At 74.7% G+C, this 13,881-nt stretch carries 13 protein-coding genes and 2 tRNA genes; 3 read left to right on the plus strand and 12 right to left on the minus strand.

Annotation, left to right across the window (positions count from 1 at the left end):
• The first annotated feature begins 24 nt into the window (after nucleotides 1-24).
• Nucleotides 25-591, plus strand: a complete 567-nt coding sequence (locus WDZ17_RS15740) for a dihydrofolate reductase family protein (RefSeq protein WP_339576131.1) — start codon at nucleotides 25-27, stop codon at nucleotides 589-591.
• A gap of 53 nt (nucleotides 592-644) precedes the next feature.
• Here WDZ17_RS15740 and WDZ17_RS15745 read toward each other — a convergent pair whose 3' ends face one another.
• The 5 genes from WDZ17_RS15745 to WDZ17_RS15765 form a co-directional block, all read right to left on the minus strand.
• Complete coding sequence (locus WDZ17_RS15745) at nucleotides 645-1,034, minus strand: VOC family protein (protein ID WP_339576132.1); 390 nt, start codon at nucleotides 1,032-1,034, stop codon at nucleotides 645-647.
• A 156-nt stretch (nucleotides 1,035-1,190) separates the two neighbouring features.
• Nucleotides 1,191-1,820, minus strand: coding sequence for an aminodeoxychorismate/anthranilate synthase component II (locus WDZ17_RS15750; RefSeq protein WP_339576133.1), 630 nt, complete (start codon nucleotides 1,818-1,820; stop codon nucleotides 1,191-1,193).
• A 76-nt stretch (nucleotides 1,821-1,896) separates the two neighbouring features.
• A complete protein-coding gene (locus tag WDZ17_RS15755) occupies nucleotides 1,897-2,091 on the minus strand; it encodes a hypothetical protein (protein WP_339576134.1) in 195 nt (64 codons plus the stop codon).
• Nucleotides 2,088-2,933 (minus strand): class E sortase, encoded by an 846-nt coding sequence (locus WDZ17_RS15760; RefSeq protein ID WP_339576135.1) that lies wholly within the window; start codon nucleotides 2,931-2,933, stop codon nucleotides 2,088-2,090. Before WDZ17_RS15760 ends, WDZ17_RS15755 begins: the two co-directional genes overlap by 4 nt.
• Before the next feature lie 153 nt (nucleotides 2,934-3,086).
• Entirely contained in the window at nucleotides 3,087-3,830 is a 744-nt protein-coding gene (locus WDZ17_RS15765) for a DUF881 domain-containing protein (RefSeq protein WP_339576136.1), read from the minus strand.
• A 93-nt stretch (nucleotides 3,831-3,923) separates the two neighbouring features.
• Here WDZ17_RS15765 and WDZ17_RS15770 point away from each other — a divergent pair, with 93 nt between their 5' ends.
• Nucleotides 3,924-4,217: a cell division protein CrgA gene (locus tag WDZ17_RS15770; RefSeq protein WP_339576137.1), complete on the plus strand. Its 294-nt coding sequence runs from the start codon at nucleotides 3,924-3,926 to the stop codon at nucleotides 4,215-4,217.
• A 254-nt stretch (nucleotides 4,218-4,471) separates the two neighbouring features.
• Here WDZ17_RS15770 and WDZ17_RS15775 read toward each other — a convergent pair whose 3' ends face one another.
• Both WDZ17_RS15775 and WDZ17_RS15780 read right to left on the minus strand, forming a co-directional pair.
• A complete protein-coding gene (locus WDZ17_RS15775) occupies nucleotides 4,472-5,374 on the minus strand; it encodes a rhomboid family intramembrane serine protease (protein WP_339576138.1) in 903 nt (300 codons plus the stop codon).
• Entirely contained in the window at nucleotides 5,371-5,898 is a 528-nt protein-coding gene (locus WDZ17_RS15780; protein WP_339576139.1) for a peptidylprolyl isomerase, read from the minus strand. The genes WDZ17_RS15775 and WDZ17_RS15780 overlap by 4 nt, the downstream gene beginning before the upstream one ends.
• A gap of 211 nt (nucleotides 5,899-6,109) precedes the next feature.
• Between WDZ17_RS15780 and WDZ17_RS15785 the strand changes: the two genes are divergently transcribed.
• Complete coding sequence (locus WDZ17_RS15785; protein ID WP_339576140.1) at nucleotides 6,110-6,934, plus strand: hypothetical protein; 825 nt, start codon at nucleotides 6,110-6,112, stop codon at nucleotides 6,932-6,934.
• Nucleotides 6,935-7,093: 159 nt separating this feature from the next.
• On the opposite strand, the gene WDZ17_RS15790 is transcribed toward WDZ17_RS15785, so the two are convergent.
• From WDZ17_RS15790 to gyrB, 5 genes are all read right to left on the minus strand, one after another.
• Nucleotides 7,094-7,166: transfer RNA gene (locus tag WDZ17_RS15790), tRNA-Ala, on the minus strand.
• Nucleotides 7,167-7,330: 164 nt separating this feature from the next.
• A tRNA-Ile gene (locus tag WDZ17_RS15795) sits at nucleotides 7,331-7,404 on the minus strand.
• A 106-nt stretch (nucleotides 7,405-7,510) separates the two neighbouring features.
• Nucleotides 7,511-8,104: a DUF3566 domain-containing protein gene (locus WDZ17_RS15800; RefSeq protein WP_339576141.1), complete on the minus strand. Its 594-nt coding sequence runs from the start codon at nucleotides 8,102-8,104 to the stop codon at nucleotides 7,511-7,513.
• The gene (gene gyrA, locus WDZ17_RS15805; RefSeq protein WP_339576142.1) at nucleotides 8,101-10,854 is read right to left on the minus strand and encodes a DNA gyrase subunit A; all 2,754 of its coding nucleotides are present in this window, start codon (nucleotides 10,852-10,854) and stop codon (nucleotides 8,101-8,103) included. Before gyrA ends, WDZ17_RS15800 begins: the two co-directional genes overlap by 4 nt.
• A 462-nt stretch (nucleotides 10,855-11,316) precedes the next feature.
• Nucleotides 11,317-13,386: a DNA topoisomerase (ATP-hydrolyzing) subunit B gene (gyrB, locus tag WDZ17_RS15810; protein ID WP_339576143.1), complete on the minus strand. Its 2,070-nt coding sequence runs from the start codon at nucleotides 13,384-13,386 to the stop codon at nucleotides 11,317-11,319.
• Nucleotides 13,387-13,881: the final 495 nt, after the last annotated feature.

Below are 13,881 nucleotides of genomic sequence, written 5' to 3' on the forward strand. Positions count from 1 at the left end.
CCGTGGTCCACGGTCTTCACCGGCATGGCACAGCTCCGCTACTGGATCAACACCTCGCTCGACGGCTACATCGCCGACGACGCCGGCCGGTTCGACTGGACCGAGCCCGACGCCGAGCTGCACGCGTTCTTCAACGACCTGGAGCGCCAGGTGGGCACGCACCTCTACGGCCGGCGGCTCTACGAGACGATGCGCTACTGGGAGACCGCGCACGAGCAGCCGGACCAGACGCCGGTCGAGCTCGACTACGCCCGCATCTGGACGGCCGCCGACAAGGTCGTCTACTCCCGGACGCTCACCGCCGTGGACACCGGGCGCACCGAGCTCGTCCGCGACCTCGACGCCGACGACGTCGCGGCGCGCAAGGCGTCGGCCGACCGGGACCTCAGCATCGGCGGCGCCGGGCTCGCCGCGGTCGCGCTGCGGGCCGGGCTGGTCGACGAGGTGGGGCTCGTCGTGCACCCGGTGGTCGTGGGCGGCGGCACCGCCGCCCTCCCTCCCGGCGTCCGGCTGACCCTCGACCTCGTCGAGGAACGCCGACTCACGCGCGGGGCGGTGTACCTGCGCTACCGCGTGCGTCACCGGACCTGACGACCACGTGCGAGCCGGCCGGCTCCACGGCCGACCGGGGGCGGGTCGCGCGTCTACTTCATGGCGGCGAGCTGGACGAGGTTGCCGCAGGTGTCGTCGAGGACGGCCATGACGACGGGTCCGAGGTCGACGGCGTCCTGGGTGAAGGTCACGCCCAGGGCCTTGAGGCGTTCGACCTCGGCGTGGACGTCGTCGACCGTGAGCTGCGCGGCGGGGATGCCGTCGGCGACGAGCGCCTGCTGGTAGGCCCGTGCGGCGGGGTGGTCGTTGGGCTCGAGCAGGAGCTCGACGCCGTCGGGGTCGGCCGGGGAGACGACGGTGAGCCAGCGGGCGCCGCCGGCGGGCTGGTCGGTCTTGAGGGTGAAGCCGAGGACGTCGGTGTAGAAGGCCAGGGCCTTGGCCTGGTCGTCGACGTGGATGCTGGTGACGGTGATGCGGATCACGGTGCCGGTGTCCTTCCGGTCGGTGGGCCGACGTGCTCGAGCGCCCCCACCCTGGTCGAGACGGAGGCTTTCGTCACGCGGGAGGCCCGTCCGTGACGCAGGCCCCCATCTCGACGTGCGGGCTCGCGCAGCGGGCCCGCGGGCGGCGTGCGGCCCTCAGCGGGTGACGAGCGGGGCCATGCCCGCCGACCGCGCGGGGGCCCCGTCGTCGCCGCACACCGCCAGCCAGTTGGCGAGCAGTCGGTGCCCGCCCTGGGTCAGGACCGACTCCGGGTGGAACTGGACGCCGTACAGGGGTGCCTCGCGGTGCTGCAGCGCCATGACGACGCCGCCCGGCGTCCGGGCGGTGACGACGAGCTCGTCGGGGACGGTCGCGTCGACGACGGCGAGCGAGTGGTACCGCGTCGCGGTGAAGGGGGCCGGCAGGCCGGCGAGCACGCCGTCGCCGCCGTGGTGCACCTCGCTGGTGCGCCCGTGCATGAGCTCCTCGGCGTGGGTGACGACGGCGCCGTGCACCTCGGCGAGGACCTGGTGGCCGAGGCACACGCCGAGCATCGGCGTGCCGACGTCCGCGCAGGCGCGCACGAGGTCCGGGCTCGAGCCCGCGGCCGCCGGTGCCCCCGGCCCGGGGGAGATCAGCACGCCGTCGACGTCCGGCACGACGGCGGCGTCGACCTCATCGTTGCGGACGACCTCGCAGTCGGCGCCCAGCTGCTGCAGGTAGCCGACGATCGTCCACACGAAGCTGTCGTAGTTGTCGACGACGAGGACCCTCGGGCTGCTCACGCGGCGGCTCCCGGTGCGGTGGCCGCCCGCCCCAGGGGGGCGGACCGCCGGTCGTGCCCGGCGGCCGGGACGGCCGTCAGGGGGTGGGCCCGGCGGAGGGCGCCTGCGCGGCGCCCACCGTGCCCTCGTTCCAGGGTACGGACGGCGCGAGCGCGGGGAAGACCCACCGGAAGCAGACGGCCACGACGACCAGCGCGAGCAGCACCGCGAGCAGCGCGCGGACGACGGGCGGCCCGGGCAGGTGGCGCCACAGCGCGCCGTAGAGGCTCACGCCGCACCCCCGCCGTCCGTCGCCGCGCCCGTCCCGCCGGCGGCGGTCCGGCCGGCGAGCTCCGCCGGGGCACCGGCGGAGCGGGGCACGAAGCGGTCGAGGACCGCGTGCTGCACGTAGCGCTCGCGGGCGGAGGCGATGGGGTGGCACGCCGTCATCGTCAGCAGCCTCTCGGTGGGGACGGCGTCCGGCCGGCCGGGGACGGGGGCGACGACCTGCACCTGGTCGGGGCGCACGACCTCGTGCGTGGTGGCGCGGTAGACGAACCAGCCCTGGGCCGTCTCCAGGACGACGGGGTCGCCGACGCGGAGCTCGGCGATCTCGTGGAACGGCCTGCCGTAGGTGTTGCGGTGCCCCGCGACGGCGACGTTGCCGACCTCGCCGGGCAGGGCGGTGCCCGGGTAGTGCCCGACGCCCTCCTGCAGCTCCTCGACGCCGGTGCCCTCGACGAGCGGCCGCGGCTGCCAGTCCGGCCCGAAGCGGGGGACGTGGACGACGGCGAACGCCTCGCCGGGTCCGGGGTCGGTCTGCGCGGGCGGCGGGGCCGACGTCGGCCCCGCACCCGGCCCGCTGGTCCCGACCGACGTCGGGGCCGACCACCCCTCGACCAGGGCCGCCGTGGTCTGCGCCTGCGCGCGGTCGGCGACGACGTCGGTCCACCACAGCTGCCAGGCGGTGAAGAGCAGGAGCAGCACGCCCAGCGTCACGAGGAGCTCGCCGAGGACGGTCGCGACCGCCGACGCCGCCGACGCCGACCGGCGCCGCGCCGGACGTCCGGTCGTGCCGGGGGCGGCAGCGGCCCCGGGAGCACCCGTCGGTGCCGGCGGAGCCGTCGTCGTCACGCCACCCCCTCCCGCCCTCCGGTCCGTGCTGCTGCGGTCGTCATCGGCAGCGCGGCGCCCGACCTGGAGCCGGGCCGGCGAGCGGTCCCCGTCGTGGGCCAGGGGTCAGGGGTCAGGGGTCGGAGGCGGAGGACGAGGTCCGGGTCCGCGGGGTCAGGACCCGGACGCCGGGCGGGCGAAGGACAGCTCGAGCGAGCCGCCGTAGGCGGGCAGGTCGACGTCCTGCTCGTCCACCTCGTAGACGAGCCCGAGGTCGTCCGACGCCGCCCGGTACAGCTGCACCGCGGGCGAGGCCTCCAGCGCCGCCCGCATCTGCTCGGGGTCGCCCACGGCCTCGATGCGGTACGGCGGCGGGTAGTAGCGGCCCTGGACGCGCAGCGTGCTGCCGACGCAGCGGACGGCCGTCGTCGCGACGACACGCTGGTCCATCACGCCCATCCCCTCGGCCCCGCCCTCCCAGAGCGCGTTGACGACGGCCTGGACGTCCTGGGAGTGCACCACCGTGTCCTGCAGCGAGTAGCCGGCCCCGAGGACGGTGCCGCGGGGTGCGTCGGCGAGCTCGACGACGAGCCCCTCCCCGCGCACCGGCGCCGTCTGGCTGGCGGCGGCGAGGTCGGACGCCTCCGGCTCCCCCGCGCCCGGGACGTCGTCCTGCGCGGTGAGGGCGTCGACGTCGGACCGCGCCTGGGCGACCTGCGCCTCGAGGTCGGCCACCCGCTCGCCCTCGTCGACGACGAGGCCCCGCAGGTCCTCGTCACCGCCGCGGATGTCGCCGCCGTCGGCCGTCCCGGCGCTCGTGGAGAACAGCAGGCCCGCGAGGAAGAGCACCCCGGCGACCGCGGCGGCCGCCCCACGGGTGAGCCCGGAGCCCTTCCGCCCGGACCCCCTGCGCTGCACGCCCACTAGGCTAGGCGCCGCCCGCGGGCCGCACGGCCCTCCGCCGCACGACCCCGCCGCACGACCCCGCCGTACGACGAGGAGCAGACCGCGATGCCGGAGTCCCGCAAGCGACGTCCCCGCCGCCGCCGCGGGAACCCCGCCACCGGCCCGGAGCACGAGCCGGTGACCTCGGTCGGCGCGGCCCGGGCGTCGGCGCCGGCCGGGCCGAACCCCCGGTGGTACGTCCCGGTGATGCTGGGCCTGATGCTCCTGGGGCTCGTGTGGATCGTCGTCTGGTACGTCTTCGAGAACATGTACCCGATCCCCGGGATCGGCAGCTGGAACCTCGTCATCGGCTTCGCGATCATCCTGGTCGGCTTCCTCATGACCACCCGGTGGCGCTGAGCCCTCGGCCGCACGGTGTTCGCGGGAGGTGACCGTGCACGGTCGCCTCCTGCGAACAGGTGGCGCGGGGCGTCCGCGATCGGCAGGCCCACGAGCAGCGAACCACACCCGTGTGGTTCATCAACAGGTCTTCTCCACAGTGTGGAGAACCCTCGGCGTCATCCACAGGCGGACGTGCCGGCCGACGGCCGCAGGCCCCGCCCCCCGGTGGGGGACGAGGCCTGCGGACGGGACGGGAGGGAGGCTTGCGCGCCTCAGCGCAGGGAGGTCGCGACGACCGCCAGCACGACGAGGACCGCGGCCACGAGCGCGATGCCGGCCACCTGGAGGCGGGGCCGGCGGGGCTCCTTCAGCAGCACCAGCGCCACGAGGGCACCGGTCGCGAGCCCGCCGACGTGCGCCTCCCAGGCCACGTTCGGGATGACGAACGACAGCCCGAGGTTGATGGCGACGACGACGCCGATCTGCCCGACCGGCACGCGCATCCGCCGCTGCACGACGAGCAGCGCGCCGAAGAGCCCGAAGACGGCGCCCGAGGCGCCGACGGCCGCGGACCCCACGGGCCCGACGCCGAGGGCCCAGACGAGCTGGAACAGCACCGACCCGCCGAGGGCGCTGACCAGGTACAGCGCGACGAACCGCGCCCGTCCGAGCGCCTGCTCCAGGGGCGGGCCGGTGAGGTAGAGCACGTACACGTTGAACAGCAGGTGGAGCGGCAGCAGCCCGCTCTGCGCGTGCAGGAACGCGGCGGTCAGGTAGCGCCACGGCTGGCTGCCGGCGAGGGCCGGGTAGAACGCGAAGAGCCGCTCGACGAGGCCGCCCCCGAGCACCTGCAGCACGTACACCGCGACGCAGGACCCGATGAGCGTGAGCGTGACCACCGGGCGCCCGCCGCGGGCCCGCCCGCCGAGCGCCGTGCGCACGACGGGGGCTTCCCGCCGGGCCTGCGCCACGCAGTCGACGCACTGGACGCCGACGGGTGCGTCCCGCTGGCACTGCGGGCAGGCGGGGCGCCCGCAGCGCTGGCAGCGGACGTAGGACTCCCGGTCGGGGTGACGGGGGCAGACCGGGACGTCGCCGCCCGCTCCGCCGGCACCCCCGGACGCCGACCCGCCGGGCGGGGTCGGCGACCAGGGGCCCGGTCCGCTCGTGCTCACGCGGAGCGGTCGACCTCGACCGAGCGCAGGACGACGTCCTCGCGCGGGCGGTCGCCGGCGCCCGTGGGCACGGCGCCCAGGGCGTCCACCACGGCCCGGCTCTCGTCGTCCGCGACGGCGCCGAAGATCGTGTGCTTGCCCTGCAGCCACGTGGTGGGCGCGAGGGTGATGAAGAACTGCGAGCCGTTGGTGCCCTTGCCGCCGCGGGTGCCCGCGTTGGCCATGGCGAGGACGTAGGGCTTCGTGAAGTCCAGGCCCGGGTGGATCTCGTCGTCGAAGGTGTAGCCGGGCCCGCCGGTGCCGGTGCCCAGCGGGTCCCCGCCCTGGATCATGAAGCCGCTGATGATGCGGTGGAAGGCGACGTCGGCGTAGAGCGGCTCGGAGGACGCCTGGCCCGTGCGGGGGTCGGTCCACTCCTGCTCGCCCGTGGCGAGGCCGACGAAGTTCTTCACGGTCTTGGGGGCCTGGTTCTCGTAGAGCTCGACGCGGATGTCACCGGCGGAGGTCTTCAGGGTCGCGAACATGGCCCGATCCTCCCACGCAGCAGGGGGCCGTCCGCGAACGGAGACGGCGATGTGCGCACCCGGGCGGCGCGAGCGCCGCGCGCACGGCAGGATGATCCACCGACCCGGGCTGCGCACCACCGCCGGCCCGGCCTCGAGACCAGAGCACGAAGCAGCCACCCGCCGCGGTCGGTACTCAGCCGGCCGGGGCCCTGACCACACGGAGGACCGCGTGCACCTCGGGACGAAGAGCCGCAGCGAGAAGGCGGCGAAGCAGCTCCGCGACCAGTCGGCGGCGCTGAAGGACAAGGTCGGCCCCGCGGCCGAGAGCGCCCGCAAGAGCGCCGGCCAGTACGCCGGGGCGGCGCGCGACTGGGCGACGCCGCACTACGAGAAGGCCCGCGACCGCAGCGTCGAGGCCGCCGCACCGCGCGTCGCCGCGGCCGCCGGCAGCATCGCGCCGGCCGTCGACGCCGCGCACGACAAGCTCGTCGACGACCTGATCCCCCGTCTGGTCGAGTCGCTCAACGCGGCCGCCGGCGCGGCCTCGGACAAGGTCGACGACGCCTACAAGCCCGTCAAGGGCTCCCTCAAGACGTCGCAGAAGCAGCTGAAGAAGGCCGAGAAGAAGGCACGCCGGAACCAGCGCAGCGGGCGGGTCGGCAAGACCTTCCTCGTCCTCGGCGTGCTCGGTGCCGCCGGCGCGGCCGGCTACGCCGCCTGGCGCTCGTCCCGCCCCACGCAGGACCCGTGGGCGGCGAGCACGGGCACCTCGGCCTACTCCGGCGCCCCTGCGGCCGGCTCCGGCACCAGCAGCACGGGCACGAGCAGCTCGACGTCCCCGGCGCAGGCGGCGGACTCGGCGCGCTCCGCGACGGCCTCGGCGACGAGTGCCGTCAAGGACGCGGCCGACAAGGCCGCCGACGCCGCCAAGAGCGCGGTGGACAAGGGCGCGGACGCCGTCAAGGGCGGCGCCGACACGGCGGGCCAGAAGGCCGCCGAGGGCACGGACAAGGCGCAGGCCAAGGCCGAGGAGCAGCAGGGGAAGTCCTCCTGACCTCGTCCTGACGCGCGGCGGCGGCCCGCTCCCCGGGTGGGGGCGGGCCGTCGGCGTCGGCGGACCGCCCGCGCCGCGCGCCGCGTCGAGGGACGACCGAGCCGCACGACGACGGCCCCGGACCGCGTGGTCCGGGGCCGTCGTCGTGCGGCTCGGGGGTGGAGGCGAGGGGACTCGAACCCCTAACCCCCTGCTTGCAAAGCAGGTGCGCTACCAGTTGCGCCACGCCCCCCGGGAGGGCGACCGGCGCGGGGCGCCAGCGGTGGGCCTAAGAGGACTTGAACCTCTGGCCTCTNGGCGAGGGGACTCGAACCCCTAACCCCCTGCTTGCAAAGCAGGTGCGCTACCAGTTGCGCCACGCCCCCCGGGAGGGCGACCGGCGCGGGGCGCCAGCGGTGGGCCTAAGAGGACTTGAACCTCTGGCCTCTTCCTTATCAGGGAAGCGCTCTAACCGACTGAGCTATAGGCCCGGGTGCCCACGAGACCTCGCGGTCCCGCCTGCGGGAGGGAGGTTACCGCAGCGGTGCGCGCCCGCGCGAACGACCGGGCGGACGGGCCGGCGCGCGCCCCGGTGCCTCAGTCGTCGGTGAGCGTCACGCGCAGGCCGCCGACCAGCGTCGAGGAGACGTTGTAGACGACGGCGCCGAGGGTCGCGAGCGCCGTGATGATGACGACGTCCACGACCGCGAGCACGGTGGCGGCGGAGACGACCTGGGAGAAGCCCACGTAGTCCGTGACGTCGACGGTGGCGGTGCCCGAGAGCTGGGCGATGAGGCTGTTGACGCTGTCGTACACGCCCACGGCGTCCAGCACCGTCCACAGCGTCCCGGCCGCGACGACGACCGCGATGCCCACCACCACGGAGACGAGGAACGAGAGCTTCAGCACCGACCACGGGTCGACGCGGGAGACGCTCAGCCGCACCCGGCGCTGGGCCGCCCCGGCGGCCGCGGCCGTCCGTGGCGACGCGGCGCCCGGCGCCGCGGCCTGGTCGCCGGCGCCCGTCGCCGGACGTGGCGCCCCGGTCGGGCGTCGGGCCTGCTCACCTCGGACGGCCTGGGGCCCGGGGCCACGCTCGTCCTCCGCGCGTGGTCGCGCGGTCTGCGTCCCCTGGGTGCGCCCGGTCGTCGACGCACCGGACTGCTGGGGCCGCGCCTGGCTCCCGCTCACGCGTCACTCCCTCGGTCGTCGGCCGGCCCGTCGCCGTCCGTCGGCCCACCCTGGTCGGCCTGCTCCGCCGGGGCCGCCTCGTCCTGGACCGACGAGGACGCTACGCCATCACCGTCCGCGGGGGCCGTCCCCGCACCGGCGGTGTCGCCGTCGTCCTCGACCTGTGACCCGTCGGCGGCCGCGACCTCGGCCTCGATGACGCGCTCGGCGCCCCGGGCCACGGCGATGATCGCGTCCCCGTCGTCCGGGGTGGCGAAGCGGACGCCGGTGGTGTCGCGCCCCGTCGGGCGCACCTCGTCGACCCGGCTGCGGACGATGCGACCGCGGCCCATGACGACGAGCACCTCGTCGCCCTCGTCGACGAGCAGGGCGCCGACGAGGTCGCCGCCGCGCTCGGACAGGCGCGCCACCTTGATGCCGTAGCCGCCGCGGCCCTGGACCCGGTAGGCGGCGACGGGGGTCCGCTTGGCGATGCCGTTCTCCACCACGACGAAGACGTCGTGGTCGACGCCCTGGGGGACGACGCCGAGCGCGAGGAGGTCGTCGCCGTCCCGGAACCGCATGCCGGTCACGCCCGAGGTCGCCCGGCCCATCGGTCGCAGCGCCTCGTCGCTCGCCGTGAAGCGCAGCGACTGCCCGCGCCGGGAGACGAGCAGCAGGTCGTCGGTGGCGTCGACGAGCGCGGCGGAGACGAGCTCGTCCCCGCCGAGCGCCACCGCGGCCGGCGGCGCCTCGTCGCCCTCGACGTCCACGTCCTCGGCGGCGACGTCGAGCTCGGCGGTCTGGGCCCCCCGGAGGTTGATGGCGATGAGGCCGCCCGCCCGGGGGGAGTCGTAGTCGGTGAGACGGCTCTTCTTGACGAGCCCGCGGCGGGTGGCCAGAACCAGGTACGGCGACTGCTCGTAGTCGCGCAGGTCCAGCACCTGGGCGATCTGCTCGCCCGGCGCGAAGGCCAGGAGGTTCGCCACGTGCTGGCCGCGGCCGTCGCGCGAGCCCTCGGGGAGCTCGTACGCCTTCGCCCGGTAGACCCGGCCGAGGTTGGTGAAGAACAGCAGCCAGTGGTGCGTGGTCGTCGTGAAGAAGTGCTCGACGACGTCGTCGCCGCGCAGCGCCGTCCCGCGCACGCCCTTGCCGCCGCGCCGCTGCGAGCGGTAGGCGTCCGTGCGGGTGCGCTTGGCGTAGCCACCACGGGTGATGGTGACGACGACGTCCTCCTCGGGGATGAGGTCCTCGGCGGACATGTCCCCGTCGAAGGGGACGATCTCGGTCCGCCGCTCGTCGCCGTACTTGTCGATGATCTCGGCGAGCTCGCCCGAGACGATGTCCCGCTGGCGCTGCGGGGAGTCGAGGATCGCGCGGTAGTCGGCGATCTCCGTCTCCAGCGCCACGAGGTCGTCGACGATGCGCTGGCGCTCCAGGGCCGCGAGCCGCCGCAGCTGCATGTCGAGGATCGCGCGGGCCTGGACGTCGTCGATGCCGAGGAGCTCGATCAGCCCCTCGCGCGCGACGTCCACGGTCGCCGCGGCGCGGATGAGGGCGATGACCTCGTCGAGCGCGTCCAGCGCCCGGGCCAGGCCGCGCAGGATGTGGGCCCGCTCCTCGGCCTGCCGCAGCCGGTAGCGCGTCCGCCGGACGACGACCTCGATCTGGTGGTCCACCCAGTGCCGGACGAAGCCGTCGAGCGAGAGCGTCCGCGGCACGCCGTCGACGAGCGCGAGCATGTTGGCGCCGAAGCTCTGCTGCAGCGACGTGTGCTTGTAGAGGTTGTTGAGGACGACCTTGGCGACGGCGTCCCGCTTGAGCACGATGACGAGCCGCTGGCCGGTGCGCCCGGAGGTCTCGTCGCGGATGTCGGCGATGCCGGCCATCCGCCCCTCCTGCACGAGCCCGGCGATCTTCTCCGCCAGGTCGTCGGGGTTCACCTGGTAGGGCAGCGCCTTGACGACGAGGCACGTGCGGCCGTTGATCTCCTCGACCTCGACGACCGCGCGCATGGTGATCGACCCGCGCCCGGTCCGGTAGGCGTCCTCGATCCCGCGACGCCCGGTGATGAGCGCACCGGTCGGGAAGTCCGGGCCCTTCACGCGGGCGATCAGCGCCTCGAGGAGCTCCTCGCGGCTCGCCTGCGGGTTCTCGAGGAACCACTGGACGCCCGAGCCGACCTCGCGCAGGTTGTGCGGCGGGATGTTCGTGGCCATGCCGACGGCGATGCCGGCGCTGCCGTTGACGAGCAGGTTGGGGAACCGGCTCGGCAGGATGAGCGGCTCCTGCGTGCGCCCGTCGTAGTTGGCGCCCATGTCGACCGTGTCCTGGTCGATGTCGCGGACCATCTCCATGGCCAGCGGCGCCAGGCGGCACTCGGTGTACCGCATCGCCGCGGCCGGGTCGTTGCCGGGCGACCCGAAGTTCCCCTGGCCCTGCACGAGCGGGTACCGCAGCGTCCAGTCCTGCGCGAGCCGCACGAGGGTGTCGTAGATCGAGCTGTCGCCGTGCGGGTGGTACTGCCCCATGACGTCGCCGACCACGCGGCTGCACTTGTTGAACCCGCGGTCCGGCCGGTACCCGCCGTCGTACATGGCGTACAGCACCCGCCGGTGCACCGGCTTCAGCCCGTCCCGCACCTCCGGCAGCGCGCGCCCCACGATGACGCTCATGGCGTAGTCGAGGTAGCTGCGCTGCATCTCCAGCTGCAGGTCGACCGGCTCGATCCGGTCGGTGACCGGCCCCTCGGGCGGTGTCGTCTCGCTCACGTCAGTCCTTCGTCGAGGGGGCGGTGCCCGTGCTGGGGCACCGTCGTGGTCGGTGCTGCTGCTGAGGTCGCCGTCGTCGTGGCCGGGTGGGTCGTGGCTGGGTGCGCGCCCGCGTCGTCCCGGCTGACGTCCGCACCGGTGGTGTGCGCTCTTCCGCGGCGCTCCGCTCCGCGGCGAGAACCTCCTCGGCGAGGCGGCCGCTCCCGCTCCCGCCCGCCGAGGACGTCGGCGCCCGGTCAGCGGCGAGAGGGCCGATGAGCCGCGAGGGACGTGCGCCGCGTCCGGGCGACGTGCACGAGCGCTGGGCGGCTGGTCCGCCCGGGGCACGTAAGGCGAGCATCCGTGCTGGGCGGTAGCCCGGCGCGGGTGCGGAGCCAGTGCCCCGGGCGGACCAGCCGCCCGGCGCCCCCGGCCACGGCGCCCGAGACCCCGCACGTTCCACGTGGATCACCGACACCACGCTCAGATGTCCAGGAAGCGGACGTCCTTGGCGTTGCGCTGGATGAAGGAGCGGCGCGACTCGACGTCCTCTCCCATGAGGACGCTGAAGATCTCGTCCACGCCCGCCGCCTCGCCGATGGTGACCTGGCGCAGGGTGCGGGTGTCGGGGTCCATCGTCGTCTCCCAGAGCTCGGAGAAGTCCATCTCGCCGAGGCCCTTGTAGCGCTGGACGCCGTTGTCCTTGGGCAGGCGGCGGCCGGCGGCGATGCCTTCGGCGGTCATGGCGTCGCGCTCGCGGTCGGAGTAGACGTACTGGTGCTCGCCCTGCGTCCACTTGAGGCGGTACAACGGCGGCTGCGCCAGGTAGACGTGGCCGCCCTCGATGAGGGGGCGCATGTAGCGGAACAGCAGGGTGAGCAGCAGGGTGGCGATGTGCTGGCCGTCGACGTCGGCGTCGGCCATGAGGACGACCTTGTGGTAGCGCAGCCGGGTGATGTCGAAGTCCTCGCCGATGCCGGTGCCGAAGGCCGTGATGAGGGCCTGGACCTCCTTGTTGGCGAGCGCGCGGTCCAGGCGGGCCTTCTCGACGTTGAGGATCTTGCCGCGCAGCGGGAGGATCGCCTGGGTCTCGGGGTTGCGCCCGCGGACGGCGGAGCCGCCGGCGGAGTCGCCCTCGACGACGAAGATCTCCGAGCGCGCCGGGTCCTTGGTCTGGCAGTCCTTGAGCTTGCCGGGCATGCCGCCGGACTCGAGCAGGCCCTTGCGCCGGGTCGCCTCGCGCGCCTTGCGGGCGGCCATCCGGGCCGCGGACGCCTGCAGCGACTTGCGGATGACCTCGCGGGCCGGGGCCGGGTTGCGCTCCAGCCACTCGCCGAGCTCGTCGCCCACGACCTTCTGCACGAAGGTCCGGGCGATGGTGTTGCCCAGCTTGGTCTTCGTCTGGCCCTCGAACTGCGGCTCGCCGAGCTTGACGGAGATGACGGCGGTGAGGCCCTCGCGGATGTCGTCGCCCGTGAGGTTGTCGTCCTTCTCCTTGAGGAGGCCCTTCGCGCGCGCGTAGCGGTTGACGAGCGAGGTGAGCGCCGAGCGGAACCCCTCCTCGTGCGTGCCGCCCTCGTGCGTGTTGATGGTGTTGGCGTAGGTGTGGACGCTCTCGGAGTAGGCGCCCGTCCACTGCATGGCGATCTCGACGTCGATCTGGCGCTCGGTGTCCTCGCTCTCGAAGGAGATGACCTCGTCGTGGACGACGTCGACCTTCTTCGCGGCGTTCAGGTGCGTGACGTAGTCGACGAGGCCGCCGTCGTAGCGGTAGGTGACGCCGCGGCGGGCGCCGTCGTCGGCGACGTCGGAGCCCGTGGCACCGTCGGGGGCGTCCGGCCCCGTCTCCCCGGCCTCCTCTCCCTCGGCCGGCTGGGCGCCGCCGCGCTGGTCCGCGAGGCTGATGGTCAGGCCCTTGTTGAGGAAGGCCATCTGCTGGAAGCGGCCGCGGAGCGTCTCGTAGTCGTAGACGGTCGTCTCGAAGACGTCCTCGCTCGGCCAGAAGGTGACGCGCGTGCCGGTCTCGTCGGTCTCCTCGCCGCGCTCGAGCGGGGCCTGCGGCACCCCGAGGCGGTAGCTCTGGCGCCAGACGTGCCCCTGGCGCCGGACCTCGACGTCGAGGCGCTGGGAGAGGGCGTTGACGACCGAGACGCCGACGCCGTGCAGGCCGCCGGACACGGCGTACCCGCCGCCGCCGAACTTGCCGCCCGCGTGCAGGACCGTGAGGACGACCTCGACCGCGGAGCGCCCCTCGGTCGCGTGGACGTCGACGGGGATGCCGCGGCCGTCGTCGGTCACGCGGATCGCGCCGTCGGGGCGGATCTCGACCTCGATGTGGGTGCAGTAGCCGGCGAGGGCCTCGTCGACCGCGTTGTCGACGACCTCGTAGACGAGGTGGTGCAGGCCGCGCTCGCCGGTGGAGCCGATGTACATGCCGGGGCGCTTGCGGACGGCCTCGAGGCCCTCGAGGACCGTGATGGCGTCCGCGCCGTAGCTGCCCTGGACCTGCGAGGCGAGCGACGCCGCCTCCTCGGGGCGGGCGCTGGGGTCCAGCCCGGAGCCGTCCTGGGAGACGGGGGAGACGCCCTCGGCGTCCGCGACGTCGTCCCGCTCGAGCTGCCGGCGGTCCTGCACGTCCGCGTCCGGCCCGGTGGCGGGCTCCTCGCTGCGGGGGACGTCCGGCTCGTCGTCCCGCTCGGGTGCGCCGTCTGCTCCGGTGCTGCTCACGCGGTGGGTCCCTCCGGCAGGTCCGCGCAGGCGACCGCGGCGCGCCGCAGCGCGCGGGTCGTCTGCTGATCACCGGCGAGTCTACCCCGCGAGACCCCGCCGGAGCGGCGCGCCGGGCGGGTGGGGACCGCGACACGGGCCTCCAGCACGGCTCTGAGCCGTCCGGGGTCCGTGCGCGAGGGGGGATGCCAGGGACGGGGGCCGCGCCGTGGACGGGCCCAGGCACGGGCCCGGCCCAGCAGCGGGGGTCCAGCGGCGCGCGTCCCGGGGCGCGCGTCCCGGGTCAGACATCCCAGGGGCTGGGGATGTCAAGCGGCGGCC

Source organism: Pseudokineococcus basanitobsidens (assembly GCF_037482545.1).
In the GTDB taxonomy this organism is placed as follows: Bacteria; Actinomycetota; Actinomycetes; order Actinomycetales; family Quadrisphaeraceae; genus Pseudokineococcus; species Pseudokineococcus basanitobsidens.

What these genes read in the sequence shown, in the direction of transcription:
- WDZ17_RS15780 (WP_339576139.1), bottom strand. Translation starts at nt 5,898, where the DNA reads ATGTTCGCGACCCTGAAGACCTCCGCCGGTGACATCCGCGTCGAGCTC.
- WDZ17_RS15770 (WP_339576137.1), top strand. Translation starts at nt 3,924, where the DNA reads ATGCCGGAGTCCCGCAAGCGACGTCCCCGCCGCCGCCGCGGGAACCCC.
- WDZ17_RS15740 (WP_339576131.1), top strand. Translation starts at nt 25, where the DNA reads ATGGCACAGCTCCGCTACTGGATCAACACCTCGCTCGACGGCTACATC.